Origin of the sequence: Brevundimonas sp. MYb52 (assembly GCF_002979535.1) — a bacterium.
Classification (GTDB): domain Bacteria; phylum Pseudomonadota; class Alphaproteobacteria; order Caulobacterales; family Caulobacteraceae; genus Brevundimonas.
The window spans coordinates 93,617-110,190 of sequence record NZ_PCPB01000005.1 but is presented as its reverse complement, the minus strand read 5'-3'; the positions used below and the strand labels follow the sequence as shown (position 1 = coordinate 110,190).

General features: G+C 68.8%; 12 protein-coding genes. 2 read left to right on the top strand and 10 right to left on the bottom strand.

The genetic code is table 11. From position 1 onward, the window contains the following. Window positions 1–31: 31 nt before the first annotated feature. The 7 genes from gspG to CQ039_RS08115 form a co-directional block, all read right to left on the bottom strand. Window positions 32–508, bottom strand: coding sequence for a type II secretion system major pseudopilin GspG (gene gspG, locus CQ039_RS08145; RefSeq protein WP_105564102.1), 477 nt, complete (start codon window positions 506–508; stop codon window positions 32–34). A gap of 53 nt (window positions 509–561) precedes the next feature. Continuing rightward, entirely contained in the window at window positions 562–1,776 is a 1,215-nt protein-coding gene (gspF, locus tag CQ039_RS08140; RefSeq protein ID WP_105564050.1) for a type II secretion system inner membrane protein GspF, read from the bottom strand. After that, window positions 1,776–3,278, bottom strand: a complete 1,503-nt coding sequence (gene gspE / locus CQ039_RS08135; RefSeq protein ID WP_105564049.1) for a type II secretion system ATPase GspE — start codon at window positions 3,276–3,278, stop codon at window positions 1,776–1,778. Before gspE ends, gspF begins: the two co-directional genes overlap by 1 nt. A gap of 5 nt (window positions 3,279–3,283) precedes the next feature. Continuing rightward, window positions 3,284–5,395, bottom strand: a complete 2,112-nt coding sequence (gene gspD, locus CQ039_RS08130) for a type II secretion system secretin GspD (RefSeq protein WP_105564048.1) — start codon at window positions 5,393–5,395, stop codon at window positions 3,284–3,286. Beyond that, window positions 5,395–6,267, bottom strand: coding sequence for a type II secretion system protein N (locus CQ039_RS08125; RefSeq protein WP_233190263.1), 873 nt, complete (start codon window positions 6,265–6,267; stop codon window positions 5,395–5,397). Before CQ039_RS08125 ends, gspD begins: the two co-directional genes overlap by 1 nt. A gap of 124 nt (window positions 6,268–6,391) precedes the next feature. Next, window positions 6,392–9,049 (bottom strand): TonB-dependent receptor domain-containing protein, encoded by a 2,658-nt coding sequence (locus tag CQ039_RS08120; RefSeq protein WP_105564047.1) that lies wholly within the window; start codon window positions 9,047–9,049, stop codon window positions 6,392–6,394. A gap of 97 nt (window positions 9,050–9,146) precedes the next feature. Then, a complete protein-coding gene (locus CQ039_RS08115; protein ID WP_105564046.1) occupies window positions 9,147–10,637 on the bottom strand; it encodes a hypothetical protein in 1,491 nt (496 codons plus the stop codon). Between the two features lie 302 nt (window positions 10,638–10,939). On the opposite strand from CQ039_RS08115, the gene CQ039_RS08110 reads away from it, so the two are divergent. Further along, window positions 10,940–11,713, top strand: coding sequence for an A24 family peptidase (locus CQ039_RS08110; RefSeq protein ID WP_105564045.1), 774 nt, complete (start codon window positions 10,940–10,942; stop codon window positions 11,711–11,713). A gap of 1 nt (window position 11,714) precedes the next feature. Here CQ039_RS08110 and CQ039_RS16610 read toward each other — a convergent pair whose 3' ends face one another. Continuing rightward, the gene (locus CQ039_RS16610) at window positions 11,715–12,533 is read right to left on the bottom strand and encodes a hypothetical protein (protein ID WP_158256006.1); all 819 of its coding nucleotides are present in this window, start codon (window positions 12,531–12,533) and stop codon (window positions 11,715–11,717) included. Window positions 12,534–12,917: 384 nt separating this feature from the next. On the opposite strand from CQ039_RS16610, the gene CQ039_RS08095 reads away from it, so the two are divergent. Then, on the top strand, window positions 12,918–13,490 hold the full coding sequence (locus tag CQ039_RS08095) for an OmpA family protein (protein ID WP_369831554.1): 573 nt from the start codon (window positions 12,918–12,920) through the stop codon (window positions 13,488–13,490). Between the two features lie 42 nt (window positions 13,491–13,532). Here the strand turns inward: CQ039_RS08095 and CQ039_RS08090 are convergent, their stop codons facing one another. Both CQ039_RS08090 and CQ039_RS08085 read right to left on the bottom strand, forming a co-directional pair. Further along, complete coding sequence (locus tag CQ039_RS08090) at window positions 13,533–15,152, bottom strand: acyl-CoA dehydrogenase family protein (RefSeq protein WP_105564042.1); 1,620 nt, start codon at window positions 15,150–15,152, stop codon at window positions 13,533–13,535. Between the two features lie 267 nt (window positions 15,153–15,419). After that, complete coding sequence (locus CQ039_RS08085; RefSeq protein WP_105564100.1) at window positions 15,420–16,358, bottom strand: rhodanese-related sulfurtransferase; 939 nt, start codon at window positions 16,356–16,358, stop codon at window positions 15,420–15,422. Window positions 16,359–16,574 lie beyond the last annotated feature (216 nt).

Below are 16,574 nucleotides of genomic sequence, written 5' to 3'. Positions count from 1 at the left end.
CTCGAGGGGGAGGGCTTTGGCGGCGGACTTCTCAGCCCTGCCAGTTGCCGATGTCGGCGTCATTGCCCTCGCCCCCTTCCTTGCCGTCGGCGCCGAAGGAGAAGACGTCGAACTGACCGCCGTGGGCGGACGGGCGGCGGTACTGGTAGGCGTTGCCCCAGGGGTCTTCAGGCAGGCGGCGGATGTAGCCGCCCTCGCGATAGCGTTCAGGACGGGCCAGACCGGCGGGCGGCGACGTCAGGGCCTGCAGGCCGCTCTGCGCATCAGGGAAGGTCAGATTATCGAGGCGATAGGTCTCGATCGCCTGTTCCAGGGTCGAGATGTCGGCCTTGGCCTTGCCGATCATGGCCTTGTCCTGGGTCGGCAGCACGTTGATCGCCACCACCGTCGCCAACAGGCCGATGATGACGATGACGACCATCAGCTCGACGAGCGTAAAGCCCTGCCGGGCTTTGCGCTGAGAGGCGCTATCGCGACGCGCGCTGCGCGTCGCTGCTTGAGCGCACATGCGGGCGCCGTCGTCGGAAAGGTGGGGTTGCGGTTGGGTCATCGGCGCCTCTTTCACCCCATCGCCAGGGTGTTGATCTGAAGGATGGGCAGAAGGATCGACAGGACGATCAGGGCGACCACGCCGCCCATGACGACGATGATCGCGGGCTCGAGGAAGCTGAGCATGACGGCGGTGAAGGCGCTGAACTCGCGCTCCAGATAGTCGGCGGCGCGTTCCATCATCGGCTCCAGACGGCCGCTGGCCTCACCGGAGGCGGTCATGTGCACCAGAATCGGCGGGAAGACGTCGGCGCGGCGCATGGCGGCGGACAGGCCCCCGCCCTCACGCACGGCGTCGGCCATCATCTCGGTCGAAGCCCGCAACGCCCGGTTGGACACGGTGCGGGCGGTGATGGTCAGGCCCTCCAGCACCGGCAGGCCCGCCGCGATCATGGTCGACAGGGTGCGCGCCATCCGCGCCCCGTGCAGGTCGCGCGTCAGCCGCCCGACGACGGGCAGGCGCAGCAGGCGACGATCGACCGCCAGCCGAAAAGCGGGGCTCCGCATCCCGACGACGAAGCCGCCGATCCCGCCCGCCAGCAGCAGGGCGATCAGCCAGCCCCAGTGTCGCATCAGGTCAGACACCCCGATCACCGCCCGCGTCAGCAGGGGCAGGGTCTGGTTCATGCTGTCGAATTGATCGACCACCTTGGGCACGACGAAGATCATCAGGGCCGTCACGACGCCGAGCGCCACCAGGGCCAGGACGGCGGGATAGACCAGGGCGGTGATGACCTTGCCGCGCACCACCTGATCGCGCTCCAACCCCTCGGCCAGCCGCTCCAGAATGGGGCCGAGCGCGCCGGACGCCTCACCCGCCGCCACGGTGGCGCGATACAGCGGCGGGAAGGCCGCGCCCTGACGGGCCATGGCTTCGGACAGGCGCTGGCCCTCGACCACGCCCGCGTGGACGCCCGACAGGACGGCGCGCACGTCGGGGCGTTCGGCTTGCAACATCAAGGTGCGCAGGGCCTCGTCCACCGGGGCGACGGTGATCAGGGTGGCCAGCTGGCGCGTGGTCAGGGCAAGAGTGCGCGAGGACAGCTTGCGGCTGCGGCGCGGGGTCTTTTCGGTCGCGGCGGCGGCGCCCGAGGTGCGGCTGAGCGACAGGGGCATCAGGCGGCGGCGGGCCAGCGCCGTCTTGGCGGCAGCCTCATCGGCGGCGGTCAGGACGCCCGCGACGGTGCGGCCCGAAACGTCCACGGCGCTGTAGTCAAAGGCGGGCATCAGGCCGCAGCCTCAGGCAGGGGATGAGCCTCGGGCGTCTCCTGACGGGTCACGCGCACCGCCTCCTCGACCGAGGTGACGCCCGCCAGCACCAGGGCGCGCGCCCGGTCCGACAGGGTTCCGCCCTTGGGGAAGGCGGCGTTGATCAGGGCCTCTTCGTCGGCCTCGGCGGCGATCAGGCGGCGGACCTTGTCGTCGATCTTCAGCGTCTCATAGACGCCGACGCGGCCGACATAGCCGGTGTGGTTGCACGATCCGCAGCCTTGCGCGCGCCAGACCGTCGCGCCCTCGACGACGCCGCACAGGCGCGCCGTGGCGGCGTCGGCGGCTTCGGACTGACGGCACTCGCCGCACAGGCGCCGCACCAGACGCTGGGCCACGATCAGGCGCAGGGTCGAGGCCAGCAGGAAGGGCTCCACCCCCATGTCGCGCAGGCGCGTCACCGCCCCGGCGGCGTCGTTGGTGTGGACGGTGGACAGGACCAGGTGCCCGGTCAGCGAGGCCTGCACCGCGACGCTGGCGGTCTCCACGTCGCGGATTTCGCCGACCATGACCACGTCCGGGTCCTGACGCAGAATGGCGCGCAGGCCCGCCGCGAAGGTCATGCCGACCTTGGGGTTCACCTGGGTCTGGCCGACGCCGTCGATGGCGTATTCGACCGGGTCCTCGACCGTCAGGATGTTGCGGGTGGCGTCGTTGAGCAGCGACAGACCGGCATAGAGGCTGGTGGTCTTGCCCGAACCCGTCGGCCCCGTGACAAGGATGATGCCGTTGGGTTCGCGCAGAGCCGTGCGGACGGCGTCATGCGCCTCGGCGTCCATGCCCAGCTGGTCCAGCGACAGGCCGGCCTGATCCTTGTCGAGGATGCGCAGCACCACCCGCTCGCCCGCTCGCGACGGCAGGGTCGAGACGCGCACGTCCAGGGTCTTGCCGCCGAGCGCCAGAGGGATGCGCCCGTCCTGCGGCACGCGCTTTTCGGCGATATCGAGCCGGGCCATGACCTTGATGCGCGACACCAGCAGCGGCGTGATGCGCGGGTTCAGGCTCAAGGCTTCGCGCAGCACGCCGTCCACGCGCATCCGCACGATCAGGGCGTTCTCATAGGGTTCCAGGTGGATGTCCGAGGCGCCGGCGCGCACAGCCTCGGCGATGATGCCGTTGATCATGCGGATAACCGGGGCGTCGTCGGCGGAATCCAGCAGGTCGGCGGCGGCGGGCAGGTCCTCGATCAAGCCGTCGAGGCCGGACGGCATGTCCATCTGGTCGTCGCCCGTCGCACTCAGATCGCCCGCATAGACGTCGGACAGGCGCCGGTCGAACTCGGCCTGATCCATGGCCTGCACCTGCAAGGGCCGCCCCAGGGCCCGGCGGGTCTCGACCAGGGCCAGAGGGTTGGCGCCGTCGCGCAGGCCCACCGAGGCGATGTCGCCCGCGTCCAGCAGGATGACGCCGTTCCGCTTGGCGAACCCATAGGGCAGGGTCGGATTGACCAGGGTGATCATGGCCCTCAGCCCTGCGGCGAGACGGCGTTGGCGGCGGGGGCCAGCGGACTGATCGTCACCTCGCCCACGGGGGCCGTCGCGCCCGGCGCCGGGTTGTCGATGGCGCGCGGCGCGACGGGCGCCTGGGTGCGCATATAGTCGCGCAGCATCTCGTCCAGACTGGGCTCGACGCCCGGCTGCGAGCGCAGTTGTTCGCCGCGCATATAGCCCCAGCGATCGGCGCTCAGCTGCTGGGCGTCGCCCGGGGTGCGGATGATGGTCGGGCGAATGAAGACCATCAGATTGGTGCGTCCGCGCTGGCGGCTGGTGGACTTGAACAGGGCGCCGAGCACCGGCACGTCGCCCAGCCCCGGCACCTTGTCGACCGACAGGCGGTCGTTCTGATCCAGCAGGCCGCCGGCCACGGCGATCTCGCCGTCATCCACGACGAGCGTCGTTTCCAGCTCGCGCTTGTTCAACACCAGATCGGAGGCGCCGCGCGTCAGGACGCCGTTGATGCTGGACACCTCCTGACGCAGGAAGAGGGTGATGGAGCCCCCCGCATTGATCTGCGGCTTGACGATCAGCTTGACCCCGATGTCCTGGCGCTGGGTCGTGCGGAAGGGGTTGGAATTACCGTCCAGCAGGGCCTCGCCGGTGGTGATCGGCACCTCCTGCCCGACCAGGATGGTGGCCTCCTCATTATCCAGCGTCATCAGGGACGGGGTCTGGAGCAGGTTGGAGCCTTCGTCCGACTTGGCCGCATTGATGATGAAGCCGAACAGGCCGTCCGAGCCGATGCGCCCGCCGCCCCCGCCGATGAAGCCGTTGGCGCCGACCAGACTGTTCAGGGCCAGGTCCTGCAGCTGCTTGCGCAGCGGATCGTCCTTGTCCAACTGACCGGCGGCGGCCCCGCCCGCGATGGGGACCAGAGGCGCGGCGCGGTCTGAGTAATTGGTCAGGCCGATGGGATTGCCGTCCGATCCGGCCAGCAGCCACTGGACCCCCAGCTCGCGCACGGCGGTGTCGCCCAGCTCGACCACGATAGCCTCGATCAGCACCTGCTGACGGCGACTGTCGAGTTGGCGAATGACCTCGGCCAGCATCCGTTGCGTATCCGCCGAGGCCGAGATGACCAGGGCGTTGGCGCCGGGGAAGCGGGCGATGCTGGCCTTCTGGCCGGGCGCCGGCGCGGCCGGCGCCGCCACGGGCTGAGCCACAGCGGCTTCGCCGGTTCCGCGCGCGGCGGCGGGCGTCGCCGTGGCGCTGGCCGCCGTCACCGGCTGGCCGACGATCTGTTGCAGCACCGGCAGCAACTGCTCGGCGTTGGCGTGTTGCAGGAAGACGACCTTGACGTCGTCCGCCGAACGGGCGCGGCGGTCGAGGTCCTCGACCAGAGGCCGCACCCGCGCCACGGCGGCCGGGTCGCCGCGCAGGATGACGGAGTTGGAGCTGGCCACCGGCGTCACCGACACCATGCCCTGCCCCGGCTGGCCGCCGGGCGGGGCCAGGACCTGGGCCAGAACCCCCGCGATCTCGGCGGCGGAGGAGTTCTCCAGCGTCACCACGTCGAACGAGGCCCGGTCCACGTCGATGCGCTGAATCAGGCTGCGGATGCGGCTCAGATTGTCGGCAAAGTCGGCGACCACAACGCTGTTGCCGCTGGGGTTGGCCAGGACCTGACCCTGAGCGCCGACCAGAGGCCGGATGGTCTCGGCGGCCGAGGCGGCGTCGATGTTGCGCAACTGGAAGACCTGGGTCGAGAAGCGTTCCGACCCGACCGTGGACGGTCCCTGCGCCGCGCCCTGGGCCGGGCTGATGCGATAGGCGCCAGAACTGGTCGGCGTCACCACCAGACCATTGGCCCGCAGGGTCGAAAGGAAGACCTCGAACAGCTCGCTCCTGTTCAGCGCCCGCTGGCTGGTCACGGTGACGTTGCCGGTCACGGCGGGGTCGACGATGAAGGTGCGGCCGGTGGTGCGGGCCACGTCCTGAATGAAGGCGCGGATGTCGGCGCCCTGAACATTCAGGGTCTGGCGCGCGCCCTCCTGAGCGAACGCAGGCGAGGCCAGCAGCGGGCCTTGAACAGCGATCAGGGCCGACAGGGCGACGGCGGCGAAAGAGCGGTGAAGGCGCATCACTGGCCGGTCCTTATGGTGGTGGTCTGCACCCGGCCGTTCCGCTCGAAGCGGATCTCGGCGGCGCTGCTGCCGGATAGGTCGCCGCCCAGTTCGGACAGGCGTTCCAGACTGTTCAGTTCGGCCCCGTTAACGGCCAGGATGACGTCGCCGGACTGCAGCCCAGCCGCCCTCAGCGCCGCCCCGTCGCCGCGCGCGGCCAGGGTGAAGCCGCGAATGCGAAGCCCGTCCATGCGAGGCCGCAAGGAAGCCTGAGCCATCAGCCGCTGCGGATCGACGACCGGCCCTGTCGGCGCAGCGGCGGAGGCCGCCGCCGAGACCGGAGCGGGCGCGCCGCTGGTCGGGCTCATGACCTGGGCGGCCGCGGGCGGTGGCGGGGGTGTCGCGGCGCCTGCGGGCGTCTCGGTGAAGACCAGTCGGCTGACCGATCCGCCGCGCGACACGGTGACGTAGTCCTCGCCGACCGAGGCCAGGGTCAGGCCGTCTGAAATGGTCTCGCCCACCCCGACCGAAACCTGTCGCCCGTCGGGCAGACCAATGATGGCCGAGCCGCCGTCAGGCCCGCCCGCCCGCACCCCGAACAGGCGCAGGGCGTCGCTATCGGCGCCCGCCGCCTCGGCCAGACTGCTCTTGTCGCCGGTGCGGAAGAAGGCGTCGAAACGCTGAAAGATGGAGGCATCTACGGGCGCGACCTCGACGCGGGCGGCGGCCGTCGTTTCCGGCTGGGGGGCGACGAAAATCCACGCCAGACGTCCGCCCTGCACCGCCAGCAGGGCGACCAGGGCGATCTCGACGCCCGCGCGAACACGCCCCGGCCGCGCAGCGACCGCCGTGCGCGTCTGACGCCCCCATTCCCCGACCCGTGCGATCACGCCCGACGCTCCGAACACCCCCGAAAACGGGAACCCCGGCTGCTTACTCCAGCAGCCGGGGTCGAAGCCTCACGTGACGATGACGGCCTTGAGACGTTGTCGTGACAACGTGGCCGTATGCGGATCAGAAGGTCGTGGACAGGCTGAGCGAGATGGTCCGACCCAGCTTGTAACCCTCGACCACGCCCTTGCCGCCGTTGGCGAAGGACTGGCTGCGCTCGTATTCCTCGCCCAGGATATTCTCGACCTTGGCGCCGAGATCATAGTCGCGGCCGCCGACGGTGAAGGTCTGGCTGGCGACCAGATCCAGCATGATCGGCGGGGTCTCGATCACGTCCGGCAGGCGGGTCGAGCCGGTGATGATGCCGGCGTCCGAAATCCGCTCGCCCTGATAGTTGACCAGCAGGGTGGCGCGGCGACGGGCGGTGGTGTTCTCGAAGCCGAGCTGCAGGTTGCCCAGCCATTCCGACTGACCTTGCAGGGCGCGGGTATAGGCGGCGTCGGTCACTTCGGAGTCCGACCAGGTGACGTTGGCGACGACGAAGACCTCGTTGTTCTGGAACCAGGTCAGGTTCGGCGCCCAGACGTCCATCGGCAGGGTGTAGTCGATCTCGGCCTCGACGCCCTTCAGCGTCGCTTCCTGCGCGTTCTGGAACGAACGGCCGAAGCCCTCGCCGATCGGCTGATAGGTGCGCTCGATCGGGTTGTCGAAGGCCTTGTAGAACAGGCCGATGGTGGCCGACTGACGCTGACCGAAATACCATTCCCAGCGCAGGTCGTAGTTCTGGATCTCGGCGATCTTCAGGTTCGGATTGCCGCGCTCCAGGGTGTTGGAATCGTCGTCCAGGAAGAGGGCGTTCGACAGTTCGCGCAGGTCGGGACGGTTGATCGTCTTGGAGTAGCCGAAGCGCAGTTGCATGTTGTCGGCGAACTCCCAGGTCGCCGTCGCCGTAGGCAGCCAGAAGTCCTGGGCCAGCTTGGCCTTGATGGGATCGCCAGCGCCGGTCTCGCCCAACGGGATGAAGCTGTTCACCTGCTGCTCGGAGTCTTCATAGCGGACGCCGGCGGTGACGCGCAGATCCTTGATGACCTCGACCTCGGCCGAGGCGTAGGCCGCGTTGATCTCCATCGTCGCGTCGAAGAAGTCCGACGGGTCGGTGATGTCGCGCAGGGTATAGCCCGCATTGCCGCCGATGTTGTCGGGGCTGAAGATGATCTCCGGCACGAAGCTGCGCAGTTCGGGCGAGATGATGACCCCCGCCGCCGGCTGGAAGGAGTAGCGACGGCTGGCGAAGTCGCGCTCGCGCTCCTGATGCAGGCCGCCGGCCTTCAGGGTGATCTCACGGTCGGCGATCATGCCGTTCAGGGTGAAGTCGAGACCGAACTCGGTGTTCTCGTCCTCCAGGGCGCTGAAGAAGGTGCGGTTGGAATCCGAACCCGGCGTCATGCGGAAGACGTTGTCCGGCTCCAGACGATAGGAGTATTCGCGGCGATAGGGCGTATCGCGCGACGCCGTCGAATAGGCCGCGCGCCAGTCGATCTGCAGCCGGTCCAGGGCCATCGGCAGCATGAAGACGTGACGACCCGACAACTGGTTCGAGTTCATCTGCTGCTCGATCCAGTTCAGGCGCTGGAAGCTGCGGATCAGGCCGGGGTCGGCCGAGAACAGGCCGCGCTCGATCAGGGCCTGCTGGCGCGTCTTGCGCAGCAGCAGGGTGGTCAGCTTCAGCTCGTGGTTCTCGTTGAACTCGATGCCGAAGGCGCCCAGCGCATTGAGGGCGTATTCCTGCTCGGTGCGCTGGAAACCGCAACCCACAGCGTTCGACAGACCGCCGGCGCTGGCGCAGGCCTCGGGGCTGATCTGATCATTGACGCCGCCGTTGACCTCAAACGAGTTGCGCACGCCCTCGCGGTTGCGGACCTGATAGTCGTAGTCCACCGCGACGAAGCCGCCGAGACGGATGCCGTTCGACAGGTCGATGATCTCGGCGCCCGACAGGTTGAAGCCGAAGTCCGGCATGTTCTTGTCGCCATCGATCGACCAGACGTTGCGCAGCGAACGGCCCGCCGCCTGCAGCATGGCCGGGTTGTTGGCGAAGGACTTCAGCGAGGGGTCGATCTTGATGAAGTTGGGCAGGTTCAGACTGTTGTCGGCGATGCCGATGTTCGACAGCTTGCCGCCCGCGTCCCAATAGAGGCCTTCCTTGCCGGTCGATTCCGTCTCCGCGCTGATCGAGGTGCCGAAGGACAGGAAGCGTTCATTGGGAATGGCGCGCGTCGACAGAGCGATCAGACCGCCGCCGAACTCGCCCGGATACTGGGCCGAATAGGTCTTCTGGATCTGGGCGTTCGAGACCAGCGAGGTCGGGAACAGGTCCAGGGGCACCACCCGCTTCAGCGGCTCGGGGCTAGGCAGGGTCGAGCCGTCCAGGATGATGCTGGAGTAGCGATCGCCGAGGCCGCGCACATAGACATAGCCGTCGCCGACGATGGACAGGCCGGTGACGCGGGCCAGGGCCTCGCCGATTTCCGAGTCGCCCGAGCGCTTGATGTCTTCCTCGGTCAGGATGTTGGCGACCGCCGAGGTCTCGCGCTTCACGTCCGGCACGAAGCGACCGCGCACGACGATGTCCTCGACCGTCGAAACGGCGGGATCTTGCGGCGCGGGGGCCGGAGCCGAAGCGGCGTCCTGGGCCCATGCCCGCGTCGGGGCCAGGGCGGGGGCGGTCAGAACCGTGCTGGCGAGCAGGCCGGCGAGGCCGATCGTGCGGGTAGGCGTCATCTCAAGAAGTCCTTCGGTGCGAGCGCCGGAGAGAAGGAGGAAGGCAAGACGGCGGGCGGCTGATCAGCCGCCCGCCGCTCAAGGATCGAGGCGACCCTTAGTCGTTCAGCCAGCGGGTCCAGTTCAGCGTCCAGTTGGAGGCCGAGTCACGGACAGCGCCGACGTAGGGGGCAGCGTCGAAGAAGGCGTCGACCGTGCGCGGATCGACCGACACGCCGGCGTTCTCGTTGACGCCGTTGATGTAGGCCTTGCCGCCCGAGACGTAGGACGACAGGGTCGAGGCGCCCGTGCGGTTGTTGGCGTCCTTGGTGAAGACGGCCTGGGCCTGGGCGCTGTGGAAGGGCGTCGCCGTCGAGATGTAGAAGGAGCGCAGCGACAGATTGCCGGCGTCCGCCTGGGCATAGGTGGCGGCGTCGTCGATGCGCAGACCGCGCTGGAAGTTCCCCGAGACGACGTGGTTGTAGAGCTTGCCGGCGGTGCCGCGGCGCAGACGCAGACCCGCGCCGGCCGTGGTGTTGCCCACCAGGGTCACGTTCGAGATGGTCGGGGCCGAGCGCGGCAGGATGTCGAAGCCCAGCTCGTTGTTGTCGGCCTCGTAACCGGCGTCGCCGGCGGCCTGCAGCGGGTTCTGGGCGATGACCACGTGCTGGACCTTGCCGTTCCAGCCGAAGGTCCAGTCCAGGCTGTCGTCGTCAGCGCCCGTCAGCACCAGGTGCTTGGCGTTGACCGAGCCGCCGAAGAACTCGACCGTGTCGTCGCCGCCGTTGTGGGCCTGGACGTAGTCGATGGTCGAACCCGATCCGACGCCCCAGAAGGCGATGGCGTTCAGTTCGTTGGTCTCGGTAAAGCGCACGCCGGCATATTCGACGCGGACATACTTCAGCGTGCCCGAGGTGTCGTTCGGCACGTTGCCGCCGTAGAGGCCCGAGCCGCCTTCGGCTTCGGCTTCACAGACAGCCGGCGCGGCCGGGCAGTTGTTGATGACGCCGCGGCCGAGCAGCGACAGGCCGCCCCACTCGCCCGAATAGGGGTCGTCGCGGACGCCGGCGGCCAGAGGCGAACGGGCGTTGGCCAGACCCAGGGTCGTGGCGTAGCCGAGCGCATCGGCGCTGGTCAGGACGATGGGCTGGGCGGCGGTGCCCTGAGCGTTGATGCGCGAGCCACGCTGGATGGCCAGCTGCGAGGTGCGCGTGCCGGCGTAGATCTTGACGCCCGGATCGATCGACAGGACGGCGGTGACGCCGCCGGCCTTCTGGCCGTCGAAGCCGACGTCCTTGCCGACCTTGACCGTGCCGTTCAGTTGATAGGCCGGGCCGGCCGTCAGGGTCAGGTTGGTGGTGATCTCGCCCGAGATGCGGCAGTGCTCCTCGGTGCCGACAGTGACCTTGGTCACATTGGGGTGGGTCGGGCAGGCGCCGTTCGAGCCGCTGCCGCCGTCGCCGCCGCCGTTGTTGCCGCCGCCCGTGCCGGGGTTGCCGCCGGTATCGCCGGGGTTCTGAAGTTCAGAGGTGCCGTCGCCGCCGCAGGCGGCCAGGGCCAGGGCGCTCGCGGCGACCGCAAGCAGGGTTTTCGTCTTGAGAGCGGTCATCGTCTGCACCGTGTCTGAGCCAATAAGACATGCAGGAGGACGTTCGGACGGATTGTCCGAAGTTGGATGATCGGCGCCCGCCTGCCCGGTGCTTCCCCTAGAAGCCGGATGTGACATGGCCGCCGCCGAACCACGACAGATCAGACGCCGTTCCGTGAAGCTGTGGCGCCGCTTGCGTGAAAAGCCGTCCCGATACGGCCTGGATTTCACAATTCATCGGGACATCGCCGACGATTGCCCCTCCCCCAAAACGCCCGCGCCCGCTAGTGCAGGACAGGAACCACGCGCCGGGGAGGCCACCCATGTTGATCCATGCCGCCTTCCTGGGGGGCGTCGGCCTGATCGTCGGCAGCTTCCTGGGCCTGGTCAGTCTGCGCCTGCCGCGCGACGAGGACGTGGTGTTCGAGCGCTCGCACTGCGGCGGCTGCGGCCAGTCGCTGAAGCCCTGGCGGATGATCCCGGTGCTCAGTTGGGCCCTGTCGCGCGGACGCTGTTCCGACTGCGGCGCGACCATCCCCGTCCGCTATCCGCTGATCGAGCTGGGATCGGGCCTGATCGGGGTCTGGGCCGGCCTGCATTCCGGCGACTTCGCTGCGGCCCTGATGACCGCAGTTCTGGGCTGGAACCTTCTGATCCTGGCCCTGGTGGACGCCGAACATTTCTGGCTGCCCGACCAGTTGACCCTGCCCTTGTTTGTCAGCGGCCTGATCGCGGCGACCCTGCTCTATCCCGGCGGTCTGGGCGCGGCCTTCCCCTCGGCCCTGATCCCGCCGCTGATCGGCGCCGCCGTGGGCTTCGGCGGGCTATGGCTTTTGGCGCGCCTCTATAGGCTGGCCCGCGGTCGCGAGGGTCTGGGCGGCGGCGACCCCTTCCTGTTCGGCGCGGGCGGGGCCTGGGTCGGCTGGATGGGCCTGCCCAGCGTCCTGTTGTGGGCCTCCGTCGCCGGGCTCAGCGTGGTGCTGGCCATGCTGATCGTGCGGCGACGCGTGTCCGCCACCGACCGCCTGCCGTTCGGGGTCTTTCTGTCCATCGGCATCTGGCTGACCTGGCTCTATGGCCCGCTCGGACTGGCCTAGATCAGCGCAGCAGGTCGCCCCAGCGCCACTGGCCGGTCCCCAGGGCCAGACGCGGCGCGCCGGGGCCGTCGCCGAGCGTCAGCAGGACATAGCCGCGCACGACCTCGGCCTTGCAGGCGCGCGGCGTGAAACCGACCGTGACGGCCACGGCCTGGCGCACGCCCGCCAGTCCCTTGCCCTCCTGGCCAGGGCTCAGCACCCAGTCGCCGTCCCAGACCAGGATGGCCCGACCGTTGGCGCCCGAGGTGCGATAGGCCTCGGTCAGAGCCGAGCGCACGCCCGGCGCGTCCCGCAGGGCGTTCTGCAGACGGCGCACCATGTCGCACGACCCGCCTGTGCCGGAGCCCGAGCCCCCGCCGCTGCCCGAGCCGCTGCCGTCGCCGGTTCCGCTGCCCGCGCCTGAACCCGCGCCGTTCCCGGCTCCGCCGCCCGCCGTCATGGCGCCGGCCAGGGCCGCGTCGCCCATGAAGACGTAGGAGACGCTGGGTTCCGGGGCGGTGATGGGCACGGGCTCCACCGTCGGCGCGCGCGGCGCCGGGCGACTGGGCCGAGGCGAGGGCCGCGTCGGCGCCGCGCGCTGAGCCTTGGCCGGTGCCTTGACCGGTGTCGGCGTGGGAACGGGCGTCGGCGCAGGGGTCGGCGCGGGCGCAGGCGAACCCCCGCCCCCTTCGTCCGGCGCCGGGACCGGAGCCGGCGGCGGAGGCGGATCGACCAGCGTCACCTCGATGGCTTCATACTCGGGCGGAAAGACCGGGGTCTTGGTCGGGCTCAGGAGGATGGCCGCCGCCACCAGCAAGTGCGCGCCGATGCTGACCGTCACGGTCAGGGCGCGCCGCCGCGCCTTGCGCCGCCCCTGCGATGAAACCGGGGATGCAAATGGAGCAGACTCGTCTTTTCTTGCGCCGCTCAAGCAGTCGGCTCCACAAGCTTCACCGCAATGAAGAATAAAATAGCCAATATAAACATCCCGGCGCGCGACCTCAGGACAGTGAGGCGATCTTTGGTAACCCTTCATCCGCGTCAGCATCATGGCGCCGCGCCTTGAATATGCCAAACTTTGCAAAACCATCGATTTCTAAAGTTTTTCTATGGTTAAGCTGAAACCATGTCCCTCGTTGCGCGTCTTTGCAGCGCCGTTCCCTGCATCTGCGGGTGCAGCAACGCGCAATCCCGGAGTAGCGCACCGGCACGAAGGAGATTCAACTTGATCAAATTGACATCTAAGGCGGTCGCGGCCAGTGCAGTGGTGGTGCTGGTGGGACTGACCGCAAGCGGGTGTGCAAGTCATCGTTTCGTGCGTGACAATGTCGCCGTGGTCGACGAACGCGTCACGCAGGTCGACAATCATCTGACCCAGGTTGAAGGCACCGCCGGCGAAGCCCTGCAGCGCGCCAACGCCGCGCACAAGCTGGCCGAAGGCAAGTTCCTGTATGAAGTGGTCCTGTCGGACGACTCGGTGAAGTTCCCGGTCAACCGCGACGCCCTGTCGCCGGAAGCCGAGCAACGCCTGGCCGAGCTGGTCCAGCGTCTGCGGGCCGAGAACCGCAACGTCTACCTGGAAATCCAGGGCCACACCGACTCCTCGGGCGACACCCAAGCCAATGAGCGCCTGGGCCAGTCGCGCGCCGAAGCCGTGCGCCGCTACCTCAGCGACCAGGGCATCGCCCTGAACCGCATGGCCACCATCTCCTATGGCGAGACCAAGCCGGTCGCGCCGAACAACACCCGCGAAGGCCGGGCGCAGAATCGCCGCGTGGCGATCGTCGTCCTCAGCTAGTCGGCGGCGGCGGTTCGCGCCCGCGAGCCGCCGCCTGTTGTTTCAGGCGGGCAAGGCGCGATCCAGGATCGCCCGCGCATCGATGACCGCCTCGAACGCGCCGTAGGCTGCGCCGCGCGGCAAAAGACGCAGACGACAGAAGGCCCCGGCGACGGGGCTTTCGTGCATCAGCAGCACCGCGGCCTGCGCCGCCAACGCCAACCGCTCGATCGCCAGACGCGCCGCCCCTTCCGATGACGGGGCGAAGTCCAGACTGTCCAGCCAGCGGTCATAGACGCCGTCGCGCCCACGCGCCGCCTCCATAAACCCGCGTAGAGCCTCGACCGCCTCCGGCTCGCGCGCCACCGCGCGCAGCACGTCCAGGGCGATGACATTGCCCGAGCCCTCCCAGATGGCGTTCAGCGGCGACTGGCGGAACAGGCGCGGCATCGGGCCGGTCTCGACATAGCCGGCGCCGCCCAGGCTCTCCATGGCCTCATAGATCATGCCCGGCGCCCGCTTGCAGACCCAGTATTTGGCGATTGGCGTCAGCAGCCGCCCGACCGGGTCGTCCCGGTCGAATATTCCGGCCAGATGCAGCGACAGGGCCGTCGCCGCCTCGCTCTCAAGCGACAAATCGGCCAGGACCGCCGCCATCATCGGCTGGTCGATCAGCCGCTTCTGGAAGGCGGTGCGGTGCTGGGCGTGCCAGATCGCCTGGGCCAATGCCCCGCGCATCTGCTGGGCCGAGCCGACGACGCAGTCCAGCCGCGTGTGCTGAACCATGCGGATGATGGTGGCCACGCCCCGCCCCTCCTCGCCCAGCCTCTGAGCGAGCGCGCCACTATACTCGACCTCGGACGAGGCGTTGGAGCGGTCGCCCATCTTGTCTTTCAGCCGGATCACCCGGAACCCGGCGTTGCGCTGACCGTCCGGCAGCCAGCGCGGCAAGAGGAAGCAGGTCAGGCCGCCCGGCGCCTGGGCCAGGGTCAGGAAGGCGTCGGACATGGGGGCCGAGCAGAACCACTTGTGCCCTGTCAGCCGATACCAGCCGTCCTCGCCCGTCGCTTCGGCGCGGGTGGTGTTGGCGCGCACGTCCGACCCGCCCTGCTTCTCGGTCATGGCCATGCCGAGGGTGACGCCGGTCTTGTCCGACGCGGGGCGAACAGCGGGGTCGTAGCGCCCGCCCCTGATCTTCTCGATCCACGAAGCGCCGACGCCCGGCTCGACCGTCAGGGCCGGGACCGAGGCATAGGTCATGGTCATGGGGCAGCTGGTGCCCGAATCCGCCTGCCCCGTCAGGAACAGGATGGCGGCGTGGGCGACGTGGCCGTTGGCCGTCCCGTCCCAGGCGACGGAAGCCAGGCCCGCCTCCAGCCCCAGTTGCATCAGCTGATGATAGGCCGGGTGAAAGGTCACCTCGTCGATGCGGCGGCCATAGCGGTCGTGGGTGTCCAGCACCGGCGGCACGCGATTGGCCTGAACGCCCCAGTCGATGACCTCGGCCGCGCCGCAGCGGGCGCCCAGCGCCGTCAGCCGCGCTTCATGCTGTCCCCCGCCCGCGCGGCGCACGGCGTCAGCCAGCGCCCGGTCGCCCGTGAACAGGTTGAGGCCCTCCAGCGGCGGCGGCTGGTTGGTCACCTCATGGGTGTCGAGGTCGGCGATAGGACGCAAGGACGACATCGGCGGGCTCCGTTCAGGCTCGGCGCAGAGCATGGCATGGGCGTCGTCCCGCCGCGAGTTCTCCCTCTCCCGATGGGAGAGGGCTTGAGCCTCCAGGAGCGAAGCGATTGGCTAGGCGAAAGGGTGAGGGTTCGCGCTTGAAGTCGGCCGAAGGCCATGGCGCGGCGGCTTACGCCGACTGAGGTCTTCGCCCCTCACCCTTTCGCGCGAGAACGATCGCTCCGCTCTCGTGCGCTCAAGCCCTCTCCCATCGGGAGAGGGCAGGTTCTATTTCGGTCCCGCCCCCACGTGACCGATCCCCAGCCGCGCGGCGATCTCCACCTGCTTGTGGCGTTCGGCATAGCCCTCGCGCTGTTCCTCCGTGCGCGTGTCGTGGCAGCGTTCGCAGCAGACGCCCTCGACATAGAGGGGCGACAGGCGCGCCTCGGGGCTGACCGGCATGCGGCAGCCGCGGCACAGGCTGTGGTCGCCCTCTTTCAGGCCGTGACCGACCGCGACCCGTTCGTCGAAGACGAAGCAGTCGCCGCGCCACAGGCTCTCGGGCTCTGGGATGGTCTCGAGGTATTTCAGGATGCCGCCTTCCAGATGGAAGACCTGCTCGACGCCCTCATTCTTGAGGAAGGCGGTGGCCTTTTCGCAGCGGATGCCGCCGGTGCAGTACATGGCGACCTTGGGCGGATTGGGCCGATCCAGCAGGGCGCGGCCCTCGGTCCGGAACCAGTCGGGAAACTCGCGGAAGGTGCGCGTATTGGGCTGGATCGCGCCCTCAAACACCCCGACCTCGACCTCATAGTCGTTGCGGGTGTCGATGACGATGGTGTCGGGATCGGCGATCAGGGCGTTCCAGTCCTGGGGCGAGACATAGGCGCCGACGCCGTCGACCGGGTCGATATCGGTCACGCCCATGGTGACGATCTCGGTCTTCAGCCGCACCTTCATGCGGTGGAACGGCATGACCTCGGCGGTCGAGTATTTCAGCTCCAGCCGGTCGAAACCGGGCATGGCGCGGATGCCGTCTACGACGCGGGCGACGGCCCCCTCGGGTCCAGCGATGGTGCCGTTGATCCCCTCGTGCGCCACCAGAAGCGTGCCGCGCACCTCGGTTCCACACAGGTCCAGCAGCCGCGCCTGCACGGCCTCGCGATCCTTGATGGTCGCAAAGCGATAGAGGGCGGCGACGCAGACGGGCGAGGCGGTTTCAGACATCGGGGCGGCGGTCCGGGTGGAGGGAAAGACGAAGAAGCGGCTTCTATAGGGGCTGCGACCGGACGCGTCATCGCCGCCCTTTTCGGCGAAGTCGTGATGAAGCGGGCGAAAGTCGTCGCCTCGCCTTGCCAAGCCGCCGCCAAAGGGGTGCAGTAGGGCATCAACCCGCAGTCACCGATCGGGCGCCGCCATCCTGATGTTCCGTTCCAGCCGGTC